Source organism: Marivita sp. (assembly GCF_022763305.1).
In the GTDB taxonomy this organism is placed as follows: domain Bacteria; phylum Pseudomonadota; class Alphaproteobacteria; order Rhodobacterales; family Rhodobacteraceae; genus Marivita.
Genome location: NZ_JALEGT010000119.1, coordinates 24,018 through 46,406, shown reverse-complemented (window position 1 = coordinate 46,406; position 22,389 = coordinate 24,018). Strand labels below are relative to the sequence as shown.

19 protein-coding genes and 1 tRNA gene are annotated in these 22,389 nt (G+C 62.4%); 11 read left to right on the top strand and 9 right to left on the bottom strand.

All coding sequences use genetic code 11. The features are described 5' to 3' along the window. Nucleotides 1–36 precede the first annotated feature (36 nt). Nucleotides 37–1,161, top strand: a complete 1,125-nt coding sequence (locus tag MRY75_RS20130) for an aminotransferase class V-fold PLP-dependent enzyme (protein ID WP_292309764.1) — start codon at nt 37–39, stop codon at nt 1,159–1,161. Nucleotides 1,162–1,400: 239 nt separating this feature from the next. Here the strand turns inward: MRY75_RS20130 and MRY75_RS20125 are convergent, their stop codons facing one another. Continuing rightward, nucleotides 1,401–2,033 (bottom strand): J domain-containing protein, encoded by a 633-nt coding sequence (locus tag MRY75_RS20125; protein WP_292309763.1) that lies wholly within the window; start codon nt 2,031–2,033, stop codon nt 1,401–1,403. A 74-nt stretch (nt 2,034–2,107) separates the two neighbouring features. On the opposite strand from MRY75_RS20125, the gene MRY75_RS20120 reads away from it, so the two are divergent. Further along, nucleotides 2,108–2,365, top strand: coding sequence for a BolA family transcriptional regulator (locus MRY75_RS20120; RefSeq protein ID WP_292309762.1), 258 nt, complete (start codon nt 2,108–2,110; stop codon nt 2,363–2,365). 63 nt (nt 2,366–2,428) lie between these two features. Here the strand turns inward: MRY75_RS20120 and MRY75_RS20115 are convergent, their stop codons facing one another. Together MRY75_RS20115 and MRY75_RS20110 are read right to left on the bottom strand one after the other, a co-directional pair. Then, nucleotides 2,429–2,848 carry a DUF4177 domain-containing protein gene (locus MRY75_RS20115; protein ID WP_292309761.1) on the bottom strand — a complete coding sequence of 140 codons (420 nt, stop codon included), beginning with the start codon at nt 2,846–2,848 and terminating at the stop codon, nt 2,429–2,431. 196 nt (nt 2,849–3,044) lie between these two features. Next, the gene (locus MRY75_RS20110) at nt 3,045–4,340 is read right to left on the bottom strand and encodes a helix-turn-helix transcriptional regulator (protein WP_292309760.1); all 1,296 of its coding nucleotides are present in this window, start codon (nt 4,338–4,340) and stop codon (nt 3,045–3,047) included. A gap of 141 nt (nt 4,341–4,481) precedes the next feature. On the opposite strand from MRY75_RS20110, the gene MRY75_RS20105 reads away from it, so the two are divergent. Then, a complete protein-coding gene (locus tag MRY75_RS20105) occupies nt 4,482–4,661 on the top strand; it encodes a hypothetical protein (protein WP_292309759.1) in 180 nt (59 codons plus the stop codon). A 157-nt stretch (nt 4,662–4,818) separates the two neighbouring features. Here MRY75_RS20105 and gatB read toward each other — a convergent pair whose 3' ends face one another. Together gatB and MRY75_RS20095 are read right to left on the bottom strand one after the other, a co-directional pair. After that, nucleotides 4,819–6,333: an Asp-tRNA(Asn)/Glu-tRNA(Gln) amidotransferase subunit GatB gene (gene gatB / locus MRY75_RS20100; RefSeq protein ID WP_292309758.1), complete on the bottom strand. Its 1,515-nt coding sequence runs from the start codon at nt 6,331–6,333 to the stop codon at nt 4,819–4,821. An 84-nt stretch (nt 6,334–6,417) separates the two neighbouring features. Further along, nucleotides 6,418–7,611, bottom strand: a complete 1,194-nt coding sequence (locus tag MRY75_RS20095; protein ID WP_292309757.1) for a hypothetical protein — start codon at nt 7,609–7,611, stop codon at nt 6,418–6,420. A gap of 327 nt (nt 7,612–7,938) precedes the next feature. On the opposite strand from MRY75_RS20095, the gene MRY75_RS20090 reads away from it, so the two are divergent. Beyond that, a complete protein-coding gene (locus MRY75_RS20090; protein ID WP_292309756.1) occupies nt 7,939–8,580 on the top strand; it encodes a transglycosylase SLT domain-containing protein in 642 nt (213 codons plus the stop codon). Here the strand turns inward: MRY75_RS20090 and MRY75_RS20085 are convergent. After that, nucleotides 8,577–9,437, bottom strand: coding sequence for a lysophospholipid acyltransferase family protein (locus MRY75_RS20085; RefSeq protein ID WP_292309755.1), 861 nt, complete (start codon nt 9,435–9,437; stop codon nt 8,577–8,579). The two genes, MRY75_RS20090 and MRY75_RS20085, sit on opposite strands and share 4 nt — an antisense overlap. A 201-nt stretch (nt 9,438–9,638) precedes the next feature. Continuing rightward, nucleotides 9,639–12,188, bottom strand: coding sequence for an aminopeptidase N (pepN, locus tag MRY75_RS20080; RefSeq protein ID WP_292309754.1), 2,550 nt, complete (start codon nt 12,186–12,188; stop codon nt 9,639–9,641). Nucleotides 12,189–12,322: 134 nt separating this feature from the next. Between pepN and MRY75_RS20075 the strand changes: the two genes are divergently transcribed. The 7 genes from MRY75_RS20075 (at nt 12,323) to MRY75_RS20045 (ending at nt 20,375) form a co-directional block, all read left to right on the top strand. After that, the gene (locus MRY75_RS20075; protein WP_292309753.1) at nt 12,323–13,840 is read left to right on the top strand and encodes a deoxyribodipyrimidine photo-lyase; all 1,518 of its coding nucleotides are present in this window, start codon (nt 12,323–12,325) and stop codon (nt 13,838–13,840) included. An 87-nt stretch (nt 13,841–13,927) separates the two neighbouring features. Further along, nucleotides 13,928–14,098, top strand: a complete 171-nt coding sequence (locus MRY75_RS20070; RefSeq protein ID WP_292309752.1) for a DUF2256 domain-containing protein — start codon at nt 13,928–13,930, stop codon at nt 14,096–14,098. A gap of 126 nt (nt 14,099–14,224) precedes the next feature. Next, nucleotides 14,225–16,375 carry a malate synthase G gene (locus MRY75_RS20065; protein WP_292309751.1) on the top strand — a complete coding sequence of 717 codons (2,151 nt, stop codon included), beginning with the start codon at nt 14,225–14,227 and terminating at the stop codon, nt 16,373–16,375. 135 nt (nt 16,376–16,510) lie between these two features. After that, nucleotides 16,511–16,587 (top strand) — tRNA-Arg (locus MRY75_RS20060). 463 nt (nt 16,588–17,050) lie between these two features. After that, a complete protein-coding gene (locus MRY75_RS20055) occupies nt 17,051–18,940 on the top strand; it encodes a heavy metal translocating P-type ATPase (protein ID WP_292309750.1) in 1,890 nt (629 codons plus the stop codon). Between the two features lie 326 nt (nt 18,941–19,266). Continuing rightward, nucleotides 19,267–19,404, top strand: a complete 138-nt coding sequence (locus tag MRY75_RS20050; RefSeq protein WP_292309749.1) for a hypothetical protein — start codon at nt 19,267–19,269, stop codon at nt 19,402–19,404. 11 nt (nt 19,405–19,415) lie between these two features. Beyond that, a complete protein-coding gene (locus MRY75_RS20045; protein WP_292309748.1) occupies nt 19,416–20,375 on the top strand; it encodes a glutathione S-transferase C-terminal domain-containing protein in 960 nt (319 codons plus the stop codon). A gap of 200 nt (nt 20,376–20,575) precedes the next feature. Here MRY75_RS20045 and MRY75_RS20040 read toward each other — a convergent pair whose 3' ends face one another. Together MRY75_RS20040 and MRY75_RS20035 are read right to left on the bottom strand one after the other, a co-directional pair. After that, on the bottom strand, nt 20,576–21,775 hold the full coding sequence (locus MRY75_RS20040; RefSeq protein WP_292309747.1) for a lipase family protein: 1,200 nt from the start codon (nt 21,773–21,775) through the stop codon (nt 20,576–20,578). 36 nt (nt 21,776–21,811) lie between these two features. Next, nucleotides 21,812–22,219, bottom strand: a complete 408-nt coding sequence (locus MRY75_RS20035; RefSeq protein WP_292309746.1) for a DUF6795 domain-containing protein — start codon at nt 22,217–22,219, stop codon at nt 21,812–21,814. Nucleotides 22,220–22,389: the final 170 nt, after the last annotated feature.

Here is a 22,389-nt window from a genome sequence, read left to right as displayed (position 1 = left end):
TCAAGGTACCCCTGACACCAAAAGGGAGGCTTTGCCATGGCGCTGCTCGATACAGTTGACCCGACGGGTCTCGAAGAATTTTCGGTCGTGTTCACCGACCGCTCGCTCAATCACATGTCCGCCACCTTTCAGAAGGTGATGACCGACATCTCGTCGATGCTGAAAGAGGTCTACAACGCCGATGCGGTGGCGCTTGTGCCCGGCGGCGGCAGCTACGGCATGGAAGCCGTGGCACGCCAGTTCGGGCAGGGGGCCAAGACGCTCATCTTGCGCAATGGCTGGTTCTCGTATCGCTGGACGCAAATCTTCGACGCGGGCAAGTTCGGCGGCGACACCGTCGTGATGAAGGCCCGCCAGACCGGGAACGAGCCCACAGCACCGTTTGCGCCGGCACCCATCGCCGACGTGACCGCCCGCATCCGCGAGGAAAAACCCGACATCGTCTTTGCACCCCATGTGGAAACCAGCGCCGGGATCATCCTGCCCGACGACTACGTGACCGCTCTGGCCGACGCCGCACACGAGGTCGGCGCGCTCATGGTGCTTGACTGCATCGCCTCGGGCTGCGCCTGGGTGGATATGAAGGCGACCGGCGTCGACGTGTTGATCTCGGCCCCGCAAAAGGGCTGGTCCGCCACGCCCTCCGCCGGGCTGGTGATGCTGTCCGACCGCGCCGTGACCCGGATGCAGGACACCGCGTCGAACAGCTTTGCCGTCGATCTCAAGAAATGGCACCAGATCATGCAGGCGTATGAAAACGGCGGCCATGCCTATCACGCCACCATGCCCACCGACGGGCTGCGCGCATTCCGCGACACCATGCTGGAAACCCGCGACTACGGCTTCGACCGGCTGAAAGACGCCCAATGGGCGCTCGGCAACGCCGTCCGCGCGCATCTCAAGACCAAGGGCATCCGATCCGTCGCCGCCGAGGGCTTTGGCGCACCCGGCGTCGTGGTCAGCTACACCAGTGATCCCGAAATCCAGTCCGGCCGCGCCTTCGCCGCCCGAGGCATGCAGATCGCCGCAGGTGTGCCCCTGCAATGCGACGAGCCACCCGAATTCAGCACCTTCCGCCTCGGTCTCTTCGGCCTCGACAAGCTCTACGATGTCGACGGCACTCTGGCCCGGCTGACGCATGTACTGGACGAGGTGCTCTGACCACACGGTCTGCCCGGTTCGATCCGGGTCACATGCGTATTTTAAAAAAAGAAGAAGCAGGGGAGTGGCGCACTGTCCCCTGCTTCTATTTTTCATAAATATGCAGTCACACCGGCATCCAAATGCCCGACATCTGCATAAGGCGCCCTACAATCCCGCCCCGTAGGCCGGGCGTCAGCCCGACAGCAGAAACGGAAAAGGCCGCCCCGAAGGCGGCCCTTTCAACGGCACCCAACCGATCACTTGAAGTTGCGGCTGTCCTTGATCTGGTCCCAGGCCCAGACCACCTCCTGCAACTGCTCTTCCTGCGACCGGTCGCCCCCGTTCATGTCCGGATGCAGCACCTTGATCAGCGCCTTGTAGGCCTTGCGCACCTCGGCCTTGGACCACGAATCCTTCGCCTCGAGGATCTCGATCGCCCGCCGTTCGGTCGGCGGCAGCCGCTTGGTGTGCCCCGCCGAGCTGCCCGCTTTGCCGGGGTTGCGCGTGGCGTTGCTGCCCAGCACCTGATGCGGGTCCTCGATCCCCAGCCGCGCCCACGCCTTGGCCTCGGGATCGCGCCAATCCTTCGTCTGGCGCTCCCACACCTTGTCCGACGTCGCCTGCGCGTTCATCTCGGCCTCGGTCTTGCCGTCGAAGAAGTTCCACTTCGTGTTGTACTCGCGCACATGCTCCTGGCAGAACCAGAAGTAATCGTCGAGCACATCCGGCGCCTTGGGCGCGCGGAACTTGCCCGCTTCCTCGCAGCCTTCGTGATCGCAGACGCGCGTAGAGGTCTCGGACGCTCCGGACATGCCGCGTCGGCCTCGCGGATTCTTCTTCTTGGCCGACTTGATCGACATATCGAAACCGAATGGATCTGATTTGCTCATAACCTGCCCTTTTCGACTCGGAGGCGACACTCTAGACCAAAACGCGTCAGAGGTAACTCCCAGGACGCGAAAAAATGACCCGAACGGAACAGATCGAAACACGTCTGCGCGAGGCCTTGGCCCCGCGCGAACTGACCGTGCGCGATGACAGCGAACGCCATCGCGGGCACGCCGGCTACCAGGAGGGGGGAGAGAGCCATTTCCACGTCGTGATCCGCGCCGATGCCTTCGCCGGTCAGTCCCGCATCGCGCGCCACCGCATGGTGCATGCCGCTCTTGGCCCTGACCTCGTCAAGGCGATCCACGCGCTGTCGATGGATCTCGACACGTAACCGGCAGGCCGGGCGTCAGCCCGGCATCCGGCCCGTCGATTTGGGAACGTCACGCAGCGCGCCTTACGCGGGTCGTGTTTCCTCGTTGCCTTCTTCGAAAACGGGATCGGCGCGCCCCTCCGCCTCGGCCACGCCCGCACCTTCGGGGACGGCAGAGGACACCGCCGGTGCCGCCGTCAGAACCGGCTCCACACGGGCGGGCGGCGTAGGCGGGGCAGGGGCCACGGCCACCTCGGGCGCGGCCGCCACCGCCACAGCCCGCCGGAACACCATCAATGTCCGCCAATGCGTCTCCGACCCGGTCAGCCCCACGCGTTCCGTTGAGGGCAGCACGTCCGAGCGCTGATACTCCCAGCCTTCCGCCGCCAACTCGTTGATCGCCTGCTCCACCCCCAGCGCAAACCGCGCCTCGGGCGTCTTGACCCCCTTGGCCTTGACCCCCTTCACCGGGGCCGGAACCACCTTGTATTCGAACATGCGCACCGCCTCTTCACAGACCCTCGGCTGTCATACCCAAGCCCGCCGCCAGAGACCAGCCCGTAGGCTGCGTGGTGACACACCACTCCAAAGCCCCCCGTAGGGTGCGTGCTCGCACGCACCACCCCATCGCAACACCTGTAGGCCAGTCCTCAGCCCGGCACCCACCAGCCCCAACATACGCACCCAAACACCCAAACCCTCAAATCTTCGCCTCCAGCCGTGCCAAAATCCCATCTGAGGTCTCAATGTAAAACGACGCCCAGGCCTCATCATACACCTCCCGCGCCGCCCGCACCAAGGCAATCGCCTCCTCCAACTTCGCAAGATCCCCCGTCTTGTCGAAGAGTGCCTCATACGCCAACCCAAGGTTCTCCGTCGTTAAGGCCCATAGAAACTGCACCCGCTCACGCGTGCGTTCCTCCAACGCCGCGCGAAAGGCCGCTACCGCCTCCTCCAACCGCGCCGTCCCGCTTTCGCGCGCGCCTAGGGCTCGCAGCGCATTGCCCAGATTGTTCTGCGTCATGGCCCAGTCCAGCGGCACCCGCTCCCGCGTACGTTCCTCCAACGCCGCGCGATTGGTCGCCACCGCCTCCTCCAACCGAGCGGTCCCGCTTTCGCGCTCCCCAAGGGTCCACAGCACAATCCCAGCGTCGTTTAACGCTGATCCGCGCTCATCAGTATCAGTTGCGCGATCCAAACAGATTTGCGCAACCGCGATGCTGACCTCCAGATCGAACGCCAATCCCTGATCCCGCCCGCGTTCATACCATTCGTCCTGCGCATCGCGGAGCGCTTCAAACCGCTCCGCCACATCCGGCGTTTCCGCCTCGACCTGCTCCACCACCAGCCGCGCCGCCTCTTCGACATCGCGCATCAGCACCGCCTGATCGATGCCTGACCGGATCAGGGCCGAAACCTCTGCCGCAACCTGCTCCTGCTGCGCGCGCTTGCGCTCCAGCGCCTCCCGCAACGCCTCTTTGGCCTCCTCCATCCGATCATCGGCATTCAGCCGACGCACTTCCTCCAGCACCGCGTTCACATCGGCATCCAGATTGCCGGTTGTCGGCTGTTTTGCCGCCACCTCGAACGCGCGGCGCAATTCGTTCAACGCGCTGGTCAGGTCGGTCGGGTTGCCTTCGGCGAATTCATAGGCCAGCGACACCGCCAGTGCCTCTGACAGTTTCAGGGTCTTGCGCACCTCCTCCAGTTCTTTTGCAATCGCATCCGCGTTCACCTCGACTTGCGTGATCGGTTCGTCTTCATCGGCTGCCCCGGTCACAAGCCGCGCGACGACGGGATCATCTAAGTCCAAAAAGGTTGCGAATTTCTGAACGGTGAGGGCGGAAAGACGTTTTCGGCCTTTTTCGACCGCGCTGACATAGCTTTTGCGGTCCTGATTCCCCAACGCCTCATACGCCAGCATTTCCAGCGTCATGCCTTTCGCCGTGCGCGCCATCCGCACCGCTTTGCCGAAGTCTACCCAGTCAGATGTCACTCGATGTCACTTTTTACGTCTTGCCTGTCCACCCAAGGCCCACCCAAAGTCACCGATTTTCATCGCCGCCTCTGCGATCCTATTCCTGTCGGCACTGTAACCGACACCGGGCCCGGTTCAACCTTTCGTGGAGTGACGAAAATGCTGAACCAACTGAAGACGATTTTGACGACCCTCATCTGCACCATCTGGTGCCACCGCGTGACCTATGCCGGACTGGCCCTTGCCTATGGGGCAGGGTGCTTTGGCGTGATCGAAAAAGAGACCGTCGCGCAGATCGCGACCGCGCTTTACTGCACGATGGTCGCCCAAAGGCACTGACCGTACGGATCAACCGTAAGCTTCGCGCACACGTTCCGTACGGTTCACCCCCAAGACCCCCCGAAAACGCAAAAACGGGCCGAAATGGCCCGTTTTTCCTCTCTGGGCCGTACGGTTCGACCCCGTGAACCGTACAAACGCCCAGTTTTTCGGCGCTTTACAACCCCAGCTTCGCCGTCACGATCTGGTTGACCGCCGCCGGGTTGGCCTTGCCGCCCGTGGCCTTCATCACCTGACCTACGAACCATCCCGCAAGCTTCGGATTTTGCTGGGCTTTTTCCACCTGCGCCGGGTTCGCCGCGATGATCTCGTCCACCGCTTTCTCGATGGCCCCCGTATCCGTGACCTGCTTCATCCCCCGCGCGTCTACAATCTCCGCCGGGTCGCCCCCTTCGGTGTAGACGATCTCAAAGAGGTCCTTCGCGATCTTGCCCGAGATGTCACCCGACTTGATTAGTGTAATGATTCCAGCCAGTTGCGCAGGCGACACCGGGCTTTCCGTGATGTCGTGATCCTCTTTTTTCAACCGCCCGAACAACTCGTTGATCACCCAGTTCGCCGCCAGCTTGCCATCCCCGCACGCCGCGACCACGTTTTCGAAATACCCGGCGTTCGCCGTGTCCGCCGTCAGCACGCCCGCGTCATACTCTGACAGGCCGAACTCATTGACAAAGCGCGCTTTTTTCTCGTCCGGAAGCTCGGGCAAGGACGCCGCGATGTCGTCCACCCAGGCCTGTTCGATTTCCAGAGGCAGCAGATCCGGGCACGGGAAATACCGATAATCATGCGCCTCTTCCTTGGAACGCATTGATCTTGTTTCATTTTTATCCGGATCATAGAGCCGCGTCTCCTGGTCGATCGACCCACCGGCCTCCAGAATCCCGATCTGACGCCGCGCCTCGTAGTCGATCGCCATCTGGATGAAACGCATGGAGTTCATATTCTTGATCTCGCAGCGTGTGCCGAGATGGGAAAAATCCTGTGTTTCCTGATACTTCTCGTACTGGCCGGGACGGCAGACCGACACGTTCACGTCCGCCCGCAGGTTGCCGTTCTGCATGTTTCCGTCGCACGTCCCCAGATACCGCAGGATCTGCCGCAGCTTGCCCACATAGGCCGCCGCCTCTTCCGGCCCGCGAATGTCCGGACGGCTGACAATCTCCATCAGCGCCACACCCGTCCGGTTCAGGTCCACGAAACTCATCGCCGGATCCATGTCATGGATCGACTTGCCCGCGTCCTGTTCGATATGGATGCGCTCGATCCGCACGCGCCGCGCGATGCCCGGTTCCATGTCCACGATCACTTCGCCTTCGCCCACGATGGGATGGTAAAGCTGGCTGATCTGGTAGCCCTGCGGCAGGTCGGGGTAGAAATAATTCTTGCGATCAAAAGCACTTACGAGGTTGATCTGGGCCTTGAGGCCCAACCCGGTGCGCACTGCCTGTTCCACGCAGAACTCGTTGATGACCGGCAGCATCCCCGGCATGGCCGCGTCCACGAAGGCCACGTTCGAGTTCGGCTCTGCCCCGAATTGCGTCGACGCGCCCGAGAACAGCTTGGCCTTGGAGGCGATCTGTGCGTGCACCTCCATCCCGATGACCAGTTCCCAGTCATGCTTGGCGCCGGCGATCACCTTGGGTTTCGGGGCTTCGAAGGTCAGGTCCAGCATGGCAATTCCTCTTGGCGTGAACGCCCGGTGGAATACGCCAGAGGCGGACAGGGGGCAAGGGGGCCGTGCCGGGTTTCCGGCAGGTCAGGCGTCGGGACGCCGTGGCGCGGTGACGGGCGGAAGACCGCGGGCGTGCCGATCCAGTGCTGCAGTCGCCCGTTGCCGGCCCTTCGCCAGCCGATCCGGGTCTTCCAGACGCGAGGCCCAGACACCTTTGGCTGCGTACCAGATGCGCGGGTGTATCTCGCGCAGATGCTCCGTCACGATCCAGTCGAAACAATCCGCGATACGGTCCCGTGCCTCCCGGTTGACGCCGTCGGGCTCAAGCGCGCTTCCGGTGAAGGCGGCAAAGGTGTTCACAACATGCTGGTCGCCGCATCGATCCAGGATATCCTTCAGACCCGCGCAGAAAAGGTCGGCGTCCAGCAGGGCGAAGGCCTCGTTGTCGACGTTCAGCGCGTCGAAATAAGTCCAGGCGTATCCCCCTTTGCCCCAGACATCGGTGGTGCGCTCCATCGTGCGTCGCGCCTCGTGGTCAAGCCGCTCGTAGCTCCCGAACCAGCGCGGCAGCATGTGATTGCCAAGCGCGCGCATGAACTTGGATACGCCGGGAGCGAGGTCGATCAGGTCTTCATAATCGTCGCTGGCACGGCTGCGCGGCTGGGTCTCGGCCGCCAGCAACGCGCACCGGACCGAGGCAAGCATGGGCGAATCCAGCTCGAACGGATCATAGGGGTCGATCAGGTCGGCGGCGCTGCGGAAATGCCGGAAGAACGCGGCGCGATGCGCGGCCGGAATGTCCTGCCGCCAGCCTTCGCCGCGCCAGGCCCAGCCGATATCCACATGCGCCATGGCCACCACATAGGCCACGCCATGATCCTGCGGGGTTTCTTCGAGGACGAGTTGCATGTCGTTCATGATTGACGCGGCGCCCAATTCATCCCCCGCCGTGACCGCGCGACCCGCCGCCGTGACGGCATCGGCCCGCGCCCCTTCCGCGAGGATCTCGGCTTCGGGGACACCTCCGGGAGTGAGCGCGCGGGCGGCATCCGCTTCGCGAATGCGCGCACCCAGGGTTGCCCAGGCATCCTGCCGTGCAAGATACAAACCGGCTTCGAATAGGGCGTGATGGACCTCTTCCTCTTCGCTTCGAGCACGGACCGGAAGAGTGCTCCGCGTCGAGGGGCCAAGCGCCTCGATGTTCAGCAGTTTGCCTTTGGGCGCAGATGCCGAAGACCCATCGCGCGCCTTTCGGATCAGACTGGTGAGATTGTTCAAGACGGTCATTTCCTGGGCCTTCGCGGTGTCCGGCTGAAGCCGAAAGAGCAGCAGTGTTCAACCCAGAGTGTCGGAAGAACATGTCGCAAATCGGGCGGCAAAACGAATTCGTCTGGGTATTCCGGGGGCGTGTCGGCCATTTCGGCGAAAACCGGCTCTTTCAGGCTAAGAATCGCGGAAACCCGCTCAGGAACGGGCTGCTGTCTCGTTTTTCTTGATTTTTCGGGAAAAATCGGAAAAGCAGTTCTGATGTCACGCTGGGGGATCATAGGCGTGGCGGTGTTTGTGCTTGGTCTCGCAGGAGCCGTTTCCGCAACGCCTGCCACAATGGTTGATGCGACATCAACCAATGCGCTGACCGTGTCGCTGCGACCGGTGGCGCGCACCTACACACCGCTTCCCGACATGCGCTGGAGCCATCGGAGCGAGGGCGATCGTTGGTCACGGGCCGCTTTGACCGCTCTGCGCAGCCATGCCAGCGTGCTGCCCCGCACCGTGCCCAAGGATATTGGCGACTGGTGCCCGGCCTACGCCACAAACGATACCGGCGCGCGCGAGGCGTTCTGGATCGGTCTCTTGTCGGCACTTGCCAAACATGAAAGCACCTATCGCCCGGCCGCCGTGGGCGGGGGCGGCAAGTGGTATGGACTGCTTCAGATCCTGCCAGCCACAGCACGTGGTTACGGCTGCAAGGCCGCGTCCCGCGATGCCTTGAAAAGCGGGGATGCGAATTTGCAATGTGCGCTGCGCATCATGGCCGTGACTGTCCCGCGGGACGGTGTGGTGTCTTATGGCATGCGCGGTGTGGCGGCGGATTGGGGCCCGTTCCACAGCCGGTCGAAACGCACTGACATGATGGCCTGGACACGCGCGCAGCCTTACTGCGCAGGGCTGTCTCGGTCCTTGCGGCCAGTAGCGCGCCCGGTTCGCTCGCCGTGGGACGGGGTCGTATCGACCCGCGGGTTCTAGGCGCGCCGCGCCGGAAACCGCGTGGCATCCAGCAGCGAGACACCCTGTTTTCGGGGTTCGCCCAAGGCGAGGGTGGCCCGGCGGAGCAACGCGATCCCCTCGTCGGAATTCTCGGGCAGGGCCTTGGGTGAAATTGGTTCCCCAACGCGAATTTCAAACGGCTGCCGATCCTTGTTCAGCGTCTCGTGGAACAGGGTGATGTCGCGCAGCGTCGGGTGGATCGCGTCGAACAGGTAGAACAGCGCGGAATTGCGTGCCTGCAGATGGATAGGGATCACCGGCAGTTCAAACTTGCGCGCCAGCATTGCGGCCGAGGCCATCCATGGACGTTCATGAAGCCGCGCGCCGCGACGTTTCGCCAGCCGTCCGGAGGGGAAGATCACGCCGAGGCGTCCATCCTTCACGGCCTGCCGCGCAAACACCATCGTGCCCCGCGTTTTGCCATGGCTGCGCCGTTCCTTGCGCCATTCCACGGGGGCGATCATGTCGGCCATCTGCGGCAGGACTTTCAGGATGTCGTGATTCGCAAAAAAATACGCATCGCTTCGGACCGAGCCTAGCACCGAGTGCAGGATAATGCCGTCTGCAATGCCCGTTGGATGGTTGGCGACAATCAGGGCAGGGCCATGGGCGGGCAGGTGGCCCAACCCCGACACCGCGACATCGCGCGCCAGAAGGTCTGCCATGGTCGTCATGATGTCAGCGGAACTCAGATGCGCGACCTCCTCGGCCAGCGCGACCGTCCGGTCATAGCCCAGCAGACGGTTCAATACCGGACGCGCCAATCTGGCGGTCAGCGTCGGGCGAAACAACCAAGGCGCGCGGTCCTCGATCAGCGGGTCAATGCGATCTTTCATGCGGCCTCTCCTGACAGAGCAGCGTGACAATGGCGTGACAAGCGCAGGACATCCTGTGCCGCGAGGCAAGTCGAAACTGCGACATCGGGCGAGATGCGCAATGTCACGCCATTTGCACGTGAACGTCGGCAAAGCCCCGCCGGTTCCATGGCAGGGCGATTATTTTTCAAAGTATTCGCACCGCAAGAGAGCGCTCTGCGCTTATCCCAGAATGCGGCTTACCATTTCGTCCGTGTCCCGGCTCAGCTTCGGTTTGGCCTTGATCCGCTCAAGCTGCGCCCGGATCAAAGCCTGGCGGTCGGCATCGTAGCGTTTCCACGTCTGGAACACCGAACACATGCGCGCCGTCGTCTGCGGGTTCTTGTCATCAAGCCTGATCAGCCAGTCGGCAAGGAACGCATAGCCTGCGCCATCCTTTCGATGGAATCCCGCATGGTTCATCGCAAAACCGCCCATGACCGCGCGGAACCGGTTGGGATTGCCCATATCGAAGGCCTTGTGTTGCACCAGACCTTCCGCCACCTCCACGGCGACATCTGGTTTTGCCATCCCGACCTGAAGTCCGAACCACTTGTCCATCACCAGCCGGTCATGGTGCCATTGATTTTCGAAGGCCTTTACCGCGGCGTCCCCGGCGCCTGCCGAGATCAGCTGCGACAGGGCTGACAATTGCAGGGTCATGTTGTCGGCGGCGTCGTACTGCGCCTGTGCCGCCGCACCGCCGTCAAGCCGGGTCTGCAGAGACAGAAGCGCTGCGCCCAGCGACCGTTTGCCTGATTGCTCCGCATCCGGCTGGTAGGGGGCATCGACTGCGACGGAGGCTCTGAGATCGGGCAGGACGCCTTTCCACGCTTCCGCCATATGGCCGCGAAGATTCTCCGACGCCTGCCAGATTGCGTCCGGGTCAGGTGTTGTTCCCAGATCGAACAGCACCTGCGCCATTTCCGACTGGGTCGGCAGGGCCAGCATCAGTGCGCGGAACGCTGGATCAAGGTCGGCGTCGCGGATCACGCGTTCCAGCCCGTCAAGCCAGGCCATGTCCGGTTCAGCGCCATCGCAGATCATCGACACCAGACAGTCACGTGCGAGGTTGCGGTTCGATTCCCAGCGATTGAACGCGTCGGTGTCATGCGCCAGCAGAAACGCGCGTTCCTCGCGGCCCACCGTACGCTCTAGGACGATCGGGGCAGAGAACCCACGCAGGATCGACGGGACAGGTTTGCTGGCCAGACCTTCGAAGCTGAAGCTTTGCTCGGCCTGCGTCATTTCAAGGACACGTGTCGGCACAACTTCGTCCCCGTTCGGGTTGAGCAGGCCGACCGCGATTGGAATGACCTTGGGGTCCTTCACATCTTGTCCAGGGGTCGGCGGTGTGTGCTGCTTGAAGGTCAAGGTATAGACCCCGTCTGTCCAATCCTCCGATACGGCCACACGTGGGGTGCCGGATTGCGAATACCAGAGCTTGAACTGCGCAAGGTCGCGACCCGTGGCATCCTCGAACACGCGCAGCCAGTCCTCGATGGTGCAGGCCTGACCATCATGGCGGTCAAAATAAAGATCAAGAGCACGTTTGTAAGCATCGTCACCAACCAGCGTTTTAAGCATGCCGATCACTTCGGCACCCTTTTCGTAGACTGTGGCGGTGTAGAAATTGTTAATTTCCTGAAAACTCTCCGGCCGCACCGGATGGCTCAGCGGGCCCTGATCCTCGGGGAACTGCCGCGCGCGCAGATCGATCACGTCGCTGATGCGTTTCACCGGTTCCGAGCGCATATCCGCTGTAAACTGCGCATCGCGGAACACCGTCAGCCCCTCTTTCAGGCAAAGCTGGAACCAGTCGCGGCAGGTGATCCGGTTGCCCGTCCAGTTGTGGAAATATTCATGTGCAATAATTGCTTCAATTCTTTCGAAATTGGCATCGGTCGAGGTTTCGGGCGAGGCCAGAACGCAGGACGAGTTGAAGACATTGAGCCCCTTGTTCTCCATCGCGCCCATGTTGAAATCGTCGACGGCGACGATGTTGAAGATATCGAGATCGTATTCGCACCCGTAAACCTCTTCATCCCAAGTCATTGATTTCTTGAGAGCTTCCATCCCGAAGGCGCATTTGTTCTCGTCGCCGGGGCGGACCCAGATGTTCAACTCCACCTTCTTGCCGGACATGGTGGTGAAGCTGTCGGGATGGTTGACCAGATCACCGGCCACCAGCGCAAAAAGATAGGCCGGTTTCGGCCAGGGATCGTGCCATTCCGCCCAGCCATCGCCGCTGCCCGCCGGATTTCCATTGGACAGCTTCACCTTTTCTTCACCCTCGATCCGTACGGTGAAGGTGCTCATCACGTCCGGGCGGTCCGGATAGTAGGTGATCTTGCGGAACCCTTCCGCCTCGCATTGGGTGCAATACATGTCGTTCGACATGTACAGCCCTTCGAGTGCGGTATTTGTCTTGGGGCTGATCTCGACCTCGGCCTCCCACACGAACGGCTTGTCCGGCACGGTGCAGCGCAGCCCATCGTCGGTCAGGTCAGGCGTCACGTCCTTCCCGTCGATCTTCGCCCAGATCAGGGAAAGCTCTTCGCCGTGCAGAAAGAACGCCCGGTCCGTCGCGTCCGGGTTTGGCGCAAATGCAATCCGGCTGATCACCCGCGTGGCGGTCGGTGCCAGACGAAAGGTCAGGTGAACACTCTCCACCACATAACTGAACGGCGTATAGTCCTTGAGGTAGATCGTCTTGGGCGCGGCGTCTTTCATGAGGGGCTCCGAATGCGTGTCTTTGCGTTGAGGTAAACCCTACGCCGCGATTTGGAAGAAGGAAAACGGGTTGAGTACCACAGCGGCCCGGATCCCAACTGGTCAGGGGCACAAGACACGCTACCTCGCGCGGCATGACGACCGTACTCTGGTTCAAACGCGACCTGCGTATTCATGATCATCCAGCGCTGGCGCTTGCGGCGCAGGACCCGCAGCTTTTGCCGGTCTATATCGTAGAGCCGGACTATTGGGCCTTGCCCGATACGTCCGGGCGGCAGTTCGCGTTCCTGCAAGAGAGCCTTGTCGATCTACAGGACACATTTCGACGTCTGGGGAGCGATCTGGTCATTCGGACCGGAGATGCGATTGCGGTTCTTGAAGCATTGCGAAACGAAATCGGTTTCGATCACCTCGTGAGTCACGAGGAAACCGGCAACGCCTGGACCTTTGCCCGCGACAAACGGGTTGCGGCCTGGGCGCGGGGGCACGGAGTCCGCTGGACCGAACTGCCGCAATCAGGCGTGGTTCGCCGTCTTCAAGGCCGCGATGGTTGGGCGGGGCAGCGCAACGCCTTTGTGGCGCGGGCGCAGATCGAGGCTCCAAAGGCATTGCCGCCCTGCGACTTGCCATCGGACCCTATCCCGACCCTCTGCGCGGCGGACCCCTGTCCGGACAGACAACCGGGCGGGCGCGATCACGCGCTGTCCCTGCTGGGTGGGTTCCTGACGGAACGAGGCCAGACCTACCGCAGCGCGATGTCCTCGCCGCTGGAGGGCGCTGCCGCCTGTTCCCGCCTCAGCCCACATCTGGCGCTGGGCACGATCACGATCCGCGAAGTGGTGCAGGCCACCGCAGCCCGCCAACGTGAGGTCAAAGGTGGGCCGCGCGATGGCTGGGCAGGGAGCCTCAAGTCCTTTCAGTCGCGCCTCGCGTGGCGCGATCACTTCATGCAGAAGCTTGAGGACGAACCCGCCCTTGAACACCGCTGCCTGCACCGCGCCTATGAAGGGATGCGCCCGCTGGAGCCGGACCACAGCCGTCTTACTGCATGGGAGAACGGCGAAACCGGACTGCCGTTCCTTGACGCCTGCATGCGCTCGCTGCGCGCCACCGGGTGGCTCAATTTCCGGATGCGGGCGATGGTGGTGAGCGTTGCGAGCTATCACCTCTGGCTCGACTGGCGCAGTACAGGGCCGAATCTGGCGCGGATGTTCACCGATTACGAACCGGGCATCCACTGGTCCCAGATGCAGATGCAATCGGGCACCACGGGCATCAACACGCCGCGCATCTACAACCCGATCAAACAGGGCGCGGATCAGGACCCGACAGGTGCGTTTACCCGTCGCTGGGTGCCGGAACTGGCCGATGTGCCGGACCGTCATCTGCAAACGCCATGGGCGTGGGACGGGGCAGGGCGGGTGCTGGGCAAAACCTATCCCGACCCGATCATCGATGTGGCCGAGGCGGCGCGCCTAGCCCGCGACCGGATTTTCGGGATGCGCCGCAGCGTCGACCGGGCCGAGACGCAGCGCGTGATTCATAAACATGCCAGCCGCAAGGACAGCGCCGGGCATTTCGTCAACGACCGGGCGCCGCGCCGGTCGCGCCGCACAAAGCCTGACGCCTCCCAGCTGAAACTCGACCTCTAACGCGCCTGATAAGCCGTTTGCCCAAAGGCGGCTCCTGATCTGCTCATTGAACCACCTGATCGATACCTGCTCTGACACAAAACCGATATGCCAAAGCACCGCAAGAAATCCGACCTGCCCACCAAGTCCTGTGCCACGTGTGGTCTGCCGTTCGCCTGGCGGAAGAAATGGGAAAAGGTCTGGGACGACGTGAAATATTGCTCGGACCGCTGTCGTGCGACCAAAGCAAAGCCAAACCGGTCAGGTCCTGCCCAATGATCTTGCGACCACAACTTTCAAATAATTCCAAACACGGTCTTTGGTCAGAAAACCTGACCAGACCTGTTGCGGATCGGAAACTTTCTTTCTAATGGAATGCCGCCGTATACAGCGAGGGAGACCGACATGGCCACGCGCATCGACCGCCACGGATTGCAGATCGACCAGACGCTTTTTGACTTCATCGAAGGGCAGGCGCTGCCCGGCACCGGTGTCGAGGCTGACGCGTTCTGGAGCGCGCTGTCGACATTGGCCCATGATTTCGGACCGAGGAACGCCGCGCTGCTCGGAACCCGTGATGACCTGCAGCAGAAAATCGACGAATGGCATATCCGCCACCGCAACCAGCCGCACGATCATGAGGCCTACAAGGCCTTCCTGACCGAAATCGGATATCTGCTGGACGAAGGTGACGATTTCGAAATCGCGACCGCCAACACCGACCCCGAAATCGCCTCGGTCCCCGGACCGCAGCTTGTGGTGCCGATCACCAATGCCCGCTATGCGCTGAACGCCGCCAATGCGCGCTGGGGCAGTCTTTATGACGGGTTCTATGGCACGGATGCGATGGGCACGCCTGCGCCCAAGGGTGGATATGACAAGGGCCGCGGTGCCCGCGTTGTCGCGCGCGCGCGTGTTTTCCTGGACGAGGCGTTCCCGATCGAGGGGGGCAGCCATGCCGATGTGCGCCGCTACTATGTCAACAACGGCGCGCTGCTGATCGACGATATGCCGCTGGCGCAACCGGAGAAGTTCATCGGCTACAAGGGCCATCCGAAAGCGCCCGATGCGGTGCTGCTGCGGAACAACGGGCTGCATGTCGAACTAGTCTTCGACCGAACGCATTTCATCGGCAGCCGCGATCAGGCCGGTCTGGCGGATGTGCGTCTGGAAAGTGCGATCAGTGCCATCATGGATTGCGAAGATTCGGTCGCCTGCGTCGATGCCGAGGACAAGACGCTGGCCTATGCCAACTGGCTTGGGCTGATGAAGGGCGATCTGGCCGACACGTTCGAGAAGGGCGGCAAGACCGTCACCCGCGCGCTCAACCCCGACCTGACCTACACCGCGCCGGACGGCAAGGGTGAGGTCACGATCAAGGGCCGCGCGTTGATGCTGGTGCGCAATGTCGGCCACCTGATGACCAATCCGGCGATCCTGCTCAAGGACGGGTCCGAAATTTATGAAGGCCTGATGGATGCGATGATCACCACGCTGATCGCCAAGCACGATCTGGGCAAGACCCAAGGCGCGCGCAATTCGCATCATGGCTCGGTCTACGTGGTAAAGCCCAAGATGCACGGCCCGGACGAGGTGGCCTTTGCCGACGAGACCTTCACCTTCGTAGAAAAGGCGCTGGGCCTGCCGCAATACACAGTCAAGCTGGGCATCATGGACGAGGAACGCCGCACGTCGGTGAACCTGAAACAGTGCATCCGCGCCGCCAAACACCGGGTGGCCTTCATCAACACCGGCTTCCTTGACCGCACCGGTGACGAGATCCACACCTCGATGGAAGCCGGCCCCTTCAGCCGCAAGGACTTCATCAAGCGCAAGGCCTGGATCGGCGGCTACGAGAACCGCAACGTGGATATCGGCCTTGAATGTGGTCTGTCCGGAAAAGCGCAGATCGGCAAAGGCATGTGGGCGATGCCCGACATGATGGCGGCGATGCTCGAGCAGAAGATCGAGCACCCCAAGAGCGGTGCCAACTGCGCCTGGGTACCGTCACCCACCGCCGCGACGCTGCACGCGCTGCATTATCACAAGGTCGATGTGTTCGCCGTGCAGGACAAGCTGCGCAAGGGCGGCCGCCGGGCGCATGTGGACACGATCCTCGATATCCCGCTGGCTGCGTTCCAGAAATGGTCCAAGGACCAGATTACCCGCGAGGTCGAGAACAACGCGCAGGGCATTCTCGGGTACGTGGTGCGTTGGGTCGATCAGGGCGTGGGCTGCTCCAAGGTGCCGGACATCAACAATGTGGGCCTGATGGAAGACCGCGCCACCTGCCGCATCAGCGCCCAGCACATCGCCAACTGGCTGCACCATGGCGTGGTGTCCAAGGAAGTTGTGATGGAGATCCTGCAACGTATGGCCGCCGTCGTGGACGAACAGAACGCGGGCGATCCGGCCTATACGCGGATGGCGCCGGGCTTTGACGGGATCGCCTTCAAGGCGGCCTGCGATCTGGTCTTCGAGGGGCGCGTGCAGCCCTCAGGCTATACCGAGCCGGTTCTGCACCAGCGTCGTCTGGAACTCAAAGCCGCGCGCTGAGCCGGCGCGTTTCGGTCGACCGAAACGCAGGATGCGTCGACGCATCCTGCGCCAACCCAACCGTGGCAAGAAACAGGGGCGCAGAGCAAGATTTGCATTTGCGCCCCCAAACCCTTCTGCGTATAGAGGCGTCAGGCACCCGTAGCTCAGCTGGATAGAGCGCTGCCCTCCGAAGGCAGAGGCCAGAGGTTCGAATCCTCTCGGGTGCGCCAAAAAATCCGCGCAACATGTTGAATGCATTGGCCATTTCTTGGGTCAGGCCGAGGCATTGAACATGACAGAGAACAGCAAAGCTCCTTGCACCTTCCAAAAAGACGGCATCTTTTACTTCTTGAGACAGGTCCCGGGAGACCTGAGGCGACACTGTTGATCAGATCGAATCTCACTCTGCTTGCGAACACGGTCAAAGACAGCAGCCACGGCTCGGGCGACGCAATCTGATGGGCGATTGGTGTCTCCGCCGATTTGGCGATTTCGGCGTCGATACCGAGATGATGCGGCTCTTCCCAGATATGACCCCGCCGGCCCGCGTCTGACAACGCGCAGAGCCAGGGCCTCTGCGCAGAAGCGCTCTCGACGCTGGATGCGGGTTGGGCGATGATGTGTGCGTGCACGTGTCGGGGGTGTTGGTATGCCATCCCGGGCACGCGCGCCACGCATGGGAAGGTGATCGGCATGGACGCGACGCTGATCGACAGGATCAAGACCGTCATCCTTGGGCTGGCAATCGCCGGGCTTGCGGGCGGACTGGTCCTGCATGCCGTCGGGCAGGGCGACATCGCCAGGCTGGTCTGGGTCGTCGGTGTCGTTCCGGCCCTGTTCACGCTGATTGTCGAAATCCTGCGGAGCCTGCGGGCGGGGGAGGTCGGGCTCGACATCGTGGCGGCGCTGTCGATGTCAGCCGCTCTGGCCTTTGGCGAAACGCTGGCTGCGGCCGTGGTTGCGGTGATGTATTCGGGCGGCACGTTCCTCGAGGCCTTTGCCGAGGGTCGGGCGCGCCGGGAAATGCACGATCTCTTGTCTCGTGTGCCCAGAACGGCAACCCGGCATGGCGCGGATGGGCTCGAGGAGGTGCCACTCGACATAATCCGTCCCGGGGATCGCTTGCTGATCCGGCAGGGTGATGTCGTTCCGGTCGATGGCAGTATCGCGTCGGACACCGCCTTTCTCGACACGTCGGCGCTTACCGGGGAGTCCCTTCCGGTGCGGCTGGACAATGGCGCGGATGCGCTGAGTGGATCGACCAATGCAGGAGACAGTTTTGACCTGATTGCGGCCCGTCCCGCAAAGGACAGCACCTATGCCGGGATCGTTCGGCTGGTCGAGGAGGCGCAGGCGTCCAAGGCGCCGATGTCCCGTCTGGCCGACCGGTGGTCACTGGGCTTTCTTGCGGTCACGGTGACGATTGCGGGACTGGCCTGGGCCTTCACAGGCGATCCGATCCGGGCTGTTGCGGTTCTGGTGGTGGCCACGCCTTGCCCTCTGATCCTGGCCGTGCCGGTCGCGCTGGTGGCGGGATTGTCGCGGGCGGCGACCTTCGGCGTTCTCATCAAGGGGGCGGGGCCGCTTGAAACCATGGCCCGGATCCGGACCCTGATCCTCGACAAGACGGGCACGCTGACTGATGGACGGCCGCAGATCATGTCCATCGAGTGCGCGCCCGGCTTTGTCGGGACAGACGTTCTGCAATACGCGGCGGCACTGGATCAGGCGTCGAAGCACCCTGTGGCCAGTGCCGTCGTCGCGGCGGCAAAGGCGAAGGGGCTTGGTCTGCCGGTGCCGACCGAGGTGATCGAGAGCCCCGGCGAAGGTGTCGAAGGCTGCGTCGACGGCAAGCGGGTGATCGTGGGGGGGATGGGGTTTGTCGCCGGCCGTATCGGTGCACCGCACCCCGAAGAATTGGGACATGCCGCGGGATCGTTGGTTGTGTCGGTTGCCATCAACGGTGTGTTCGCCGCCAATCTCGTGATGTCGGACCCCTTGCGTGATGGTGCTGGCGAGATGTTGGACGGGCTGCGCCGACAGGGGATTGCCCGGATCCTTTTGGCGACAGGCGACCGCGCCGATGTGGCGGAACGGGTGACGCAGGGACTGGGGCTCGACGGGCTGCGCGCCGGTCTTTCGCCAGACCAGAAAGTCCTGCTGGTGCTGACCGAGCGTCGAAAGGGCCCGGTGATGATGGTCGGCGACGGCGTCAATGACGCGCCGGCACTCGCGGCCGCGGATGTCGGCGTGGCGATGGGTGCGCGGGGCGCGGCCGCTTCGGCTGAAGCGGCGGATGTCGTTCTGCTGGTCGACCGCATCGACCGGCTCGGGCCGGGCATCCAGATCGCCCGTGCAGCGCGCCAGATCGCCCTGCAAAGCGTTGTTGCCGGGATCGGTCTGTCTGTGCTTGGCATGATCGCGGCGGCGCTGGGGTATCTGACGCCCGTGCAGGGCGCGGTGCTGCAGGAAGTGATTGACGTGGCCGTGATCCTGAACGCGCTCCGGGCTTTGCGGATTGTACCCGAGGGCGGCGCGCCATCTGTTCCGACGTCGGAGGTATCCGCCAGACACTTGGCCTAGGTCGGCAGACGCGCGAATTTGCCAGTGATGCGTCCCGCCTTTTCCTTCCCGGGTCCGTCAGAGCGAAACGATGTCGTCAGTTGCGGCGTCTGTTCCGTGGCGGGGCATGTCACGCGATGGTCTTTGCACCGCGTCGGTGAACGCGAACACTTCGTCAGAAGGCTCTATCACATATTGCGAACATACTGTGGTTAGTTATTCCTGATCTTCGCCATTTTGGACTTGATGGATAGGGTCTATGCTCTGCCGTGAAGAGAAGACGCGGCAAATGCCGCATTGCTGGCCAGAAACGCCTCCGGCGCACGGACAAGACCAAGGACAGACACATGAAACCGCATTGCTTGCAGGCCCCAGGGACCGCTTTGCCGATCGGACCGGATGCCGCGGAGGCGTTCATTTCCACGACCGACAACATCGACTTCGGGTCGGGGTCGATGCGGTCTTTCACCATTTACCCGTCCTGAGGAGCGATCAGATGCTTGTTGATGGTACATGGAGCAAAACGTGGCACCCCGTTCAAAAAGCGGATGCCGATGGACGATTTGTCCGGCAGGTCTCGACCTTTCGCAACTGGGTCACGGCGGACGGTCGCGCTGGTCCGACGGGCGAGGGCGGGTTCACGGCCGAGGCCGGGCGCTACCGGCTCTATGTTGCGCAGATCTGCCCATGGGCCTCCCGGACGCTGATCGCGCGCAAGATCAAGGGATTGGACCGCGTGATCCCGGTTACGGTGGTCAATCCGGTGCTGACCGATCAGGGCTGGCGCTTTGGCGGCTTTCCGGGCGCAGACCCGGATCCCTTGTTCGGAGTAGAATACATGCACGAACTTTACGCGCGTGCAGACCCCCATGTGACCGGGCGCGCAACCGTTCCGGTGCTGTGGGACATGAAACGGAACGTTCTGGTCAACAACGAAAGTGCCGATATCCTGCGGATGTTTGATACCGCGTTCGAGGAACTGGTGCCGTCGGACATCCGGCTCTACCCCGAAGACCTCGCGGCCGAAATCGACGACCTGAATGCACGGCTCTATGACCTGTTGAACAATGGCGTCTACAAGGCCGGTTTCGCATCATCGCAGAACGCCTACGCCGAGGCTGTGGACGGAGTCTTCGCGATGCTGGACGAGTTGGAGGCGCGTCTGACGGGCGATTTCCTGTTCGGCGACCGGCTGACCGAGACCGATATCCGGGCGTTTGTCACCCTGATCCGGTTCGACGCCGCATATCATGGGCTGTTCAAGACCAATCGAAAGGCCATCCGGGACTATCCGCGTCTTTCGGCCTATCTTGCGCGGCTGCTGCGTTGGCCCGGTATCCGGGAAACCGTGGACATGACCCACATTCTCGAGGGCTATGCCTCGATCAGGGCGCTCAATCCCAACGGGATCGTGCCGGAGGTGCCGGATCACGTCGCAACCCTGTTGCGGGTTTGAAATCGGGCGGCCTCCTGCGCTTCATGGCGCAGCGCTGCGTCGAATGTGACGGCATGTGTCCAAGTGCCGGGATCCGACGTGCGACGAAGCCGGACGTTGGGCCTTTCAAGTGCGTATTGCACTCTGTCCGCGTGGCCAAACAGTGCAGAGTCACGGGATGCTACGCCGCGTCAGAGATGAACGGGTTCGCGTGTCCGGGATCAGAGCCCGCGGCGAATACCTTCGATGGCGCGGCGGGCAAAGCCCGCGATGACGTTGAAGAGAAGGCCCAGCACATATCTGAGAAAGCCCAGCGTGATATCGCCGGCGACCTCCATCACGCGGCCGAGAAAATGTGAAATGCCGCTGATCAGTCTGCGCACGGCGCTTGTCACGACGTCACCGATGACGGTGATGCCCTTGTGGATCACCTGTGCCACCGTATCCAGCAGGGTGAGACCGCTGGTCACAACCGCCCCGAGCGCGCGCTCGATCAGGTAGAGAATGCCTTTCATCGCCTTGCTGAGCGCCCAAAGACCCGGAGCGCTCAGGGGGACGGCCGCGCTGGCCTTGTCGACCCAGTAATCGATGCTTTTCTTGTCATCGATCCCGGCGCTGTCCGATGCCAGCTGGTCCCATTCGCGCAGGAAAACAGCAGGTTTGTAATTCGACATGAAATGCGCGCTGATGGACAAAAGGTGCCCGCCGCGTTCCACCCGGAGCCCGCCGGGATTCTCCGGGGCATGAAAGAACGGCCAGATCGGCACCATCGGCACCACGTCCGACATCGCATAGACTCGCTTTACGTTGCCGAACGGCACTTCGGATTGCATGCGGGCGACAAAGGGGCTGGTGCCGGGGCGTGGTGCACCGAAGGTGTAGAGGCAGACATTGGCCCGCTTCTGAAGTGCAAAGCGCATGGCAAACAGGTTGGCGATGGCTCCGCCCAGCGAGTGGCCCACCACATGGATCGAGGTGGGATTGCGTCCGCGCAGGGCCGCGTCGATATCGTCCTTCATCGAGTTGAAGACCCGGCAGAACCCGGCATGAACCGGCAGCCCGCCCGGGCCAATCGCCAGCGCCGCGTTCAGGTTGGACAGCCAGTCCTGTCCGATGGCGGTGCCGCGGCAGACGACGGCGACATCACCGGCGTGTTTTCCCTTGCCGGGCACAACCATGCCAAAGCCCGTTTTCGAGGACAGCATCCCCATCCCGGATTGGCCGGCGACGGCGCTGCCGGACAGATCGAAGCAATCGAAGGTTTCGACGGCGCCCATCGGCATCGGTCCGGCAATACCCGGTGCAACCGTGCCCAGACGTTCGGCGGTGCCGCGTCGGACGTCGCCGATTTCACGGATGCCATAGACGGCGTCGGCAAGTGTGGCGGCAATTGTAGGGGTGATCAGCAGGCCAGATGACATGGGATGTTCCCGTTCTAATGGAGTGATGGAAAAATTTTATTGGTCGAGGCTGCACGTACCCCAGAAGAAACCACGTGCGTCCGGTTCCAGATCAGATCGGCAGGCGATGTGCATCGGTTGTCCGCCCAGTTCGCCATTGCTGTCGTAATTGGACTTCTGCAAACTCAGAAGGGTGAGCGGGCCAGTGGCCAGCTCTGCGGTGATTTCCTGACGGATGCTGGGCTCGTGCGGGACGATACCGGCGGTCAGACTGCGGCCTGTGACTTCGTCAAAGTGAAAGCGGCCCTCGTTGTCGGTGACCGTCTCGTCCGTGCCGCTGCGTCCCGTCCAGCCCCAGTTCCAGCTTCGTCGGATGGTCACACCGGCCAGCGGCGCACCGCCTTCGCCCTCTACCAGCCGTCCCTGAACTTCGGACGCCAGAACGAAAGAACCACCGAATGCCATGCCGGGACCTCCGCAAAAAATGAAGAAAACTATCACTGCCCAGGTTCTCAGCATCGAGGCCTCCTGAACCTGCACGCATCGAACAACCCAAATATATCCGTCAGCGTTGCCGCTGTTCAGCGTTCGGTCAAGTGGGAAAACCGCAGATCGGGCGGATTGGCAACTTATGC

What these genes read in the sequence shown, in the direction of transcription:
- MRY75_RS20125 (WP_292309763.1), bottom strand. Translation starts at nt 2,033, where the DNA reads ATGAGCAAATCAGATCCATTCGGTTTCGATATGTCGATCAAGTCGGCC.
- MRY75_RS20075 (WP_292309753.1), top strand. Translation starts at nt 12,323, where the DNA reads ATGACGACCGTACTCTGGTTCAAACGCGACCTGCGTATTCATGATCAT.
- pepN (WP_292309754.1), bottom strand. Translation starts at nt 12,188, where the DNA reads ATGAAAGACGCCGCGCCCAAGACGATCTACCTCAAGGACTATACGCCG.
- MRY75_RS20085 (WP_292309755.1), bottom strand. Translation starts at nt 9,437, where the DNA reads ATGAAAGATCGCATTGACCCGCTGATCGAGGACCGCGCGCCTTGGTTG.
- MRY75_RS20120 (WP_292309762.1), top strand. Translation starts at nt 2,108, where the DNA reads ATGACCCGAACGGAACAGATCGAAACACGTCTGCGCGAGGCCTTGGCC.
- MRY75_RS20055 (WP_292309750.1), top strand. Translation starts at nt 17,051, where the DNA reads ATGGACGCGACGCTGATCGACAGGATCAAGACCGTCATCCTTGGGCTG.
- MRY75_RS20105 (WP_292309759.1), top strand. Translation starts at nt 4,482, where the DNA reads ATGCTGAACCAACTGAAGACGATTTTGACGACCCTCATCTGCACCATC.
- MRY75_RS20070 (WP_292309752.1), top strand. Translation starts at nt 13,928, where the DNA reads ATGCCAAAGCACCGCAAGAAATCCGACCTGCCCACCAAGTCCTGTGCC.
- MRY75_RS20045 (WP_292309748.1), top strand. Translation starts at nt 19,416, where the DNA reads ATGCTTGTTGATGGTACATGGAGCAAAACGTGGCACCCCGTTCAAAAA.
- MRY75_RS20130 (WP_292309764.1), top strand. Translation starts at nt 37, where the DNA reads ATGGCGCTGCTCGATACAGTTGACCCGACGGGTCTCGAAGAATTTTCG.
- MRY75_RS20090 (WP_292309756.1), top strand. Translation starts at nt 7,939, where the DNA reads ATGGTTGATGCGACATCAACCAATGCGCTGACCGTGTCGCTGCGACCG.
- MRY75_RS20065 (WP_292309751.1), top strand. Translation starts at nt 14,225, where the DNA reads ATGGCCACGCGCATCGACCGCCACGGATTGCAGATCGACCAGACGCTT.
- MRY75_RS20040 (WP_292309747.1), bottom strand. Translation starts at nt 21,775, where the DNA reads ATGTCATCTGGCCTGCTGATCACCCCTACAATTGCCGCCACACTTGCC.
- MRY75_RS20050 (WP_292309749.1), top strand. Translation starts at nt 19,267, where the DNA reads ATGAAACCGCATTGCTTGCAGGCCCCAGGGACCGCTTTGCCGATCGGA.
- MRY75_RS20035 (WP_292309746.1), bottom strand. Translation starts at nt 22,219, where the DNA reads ATGGCATTCGGTGGTTCTTTCGTTCTGGCGTCCGAAGTTCAGGGACGG.
- gatB (WP_292309758.1), bottom strand. Translation starts at nt 6,333, where the DNA reads ATGCTGGACCTGACCTTCGAAGCCCCGAAACCCAAGGTGATCGCCGGC.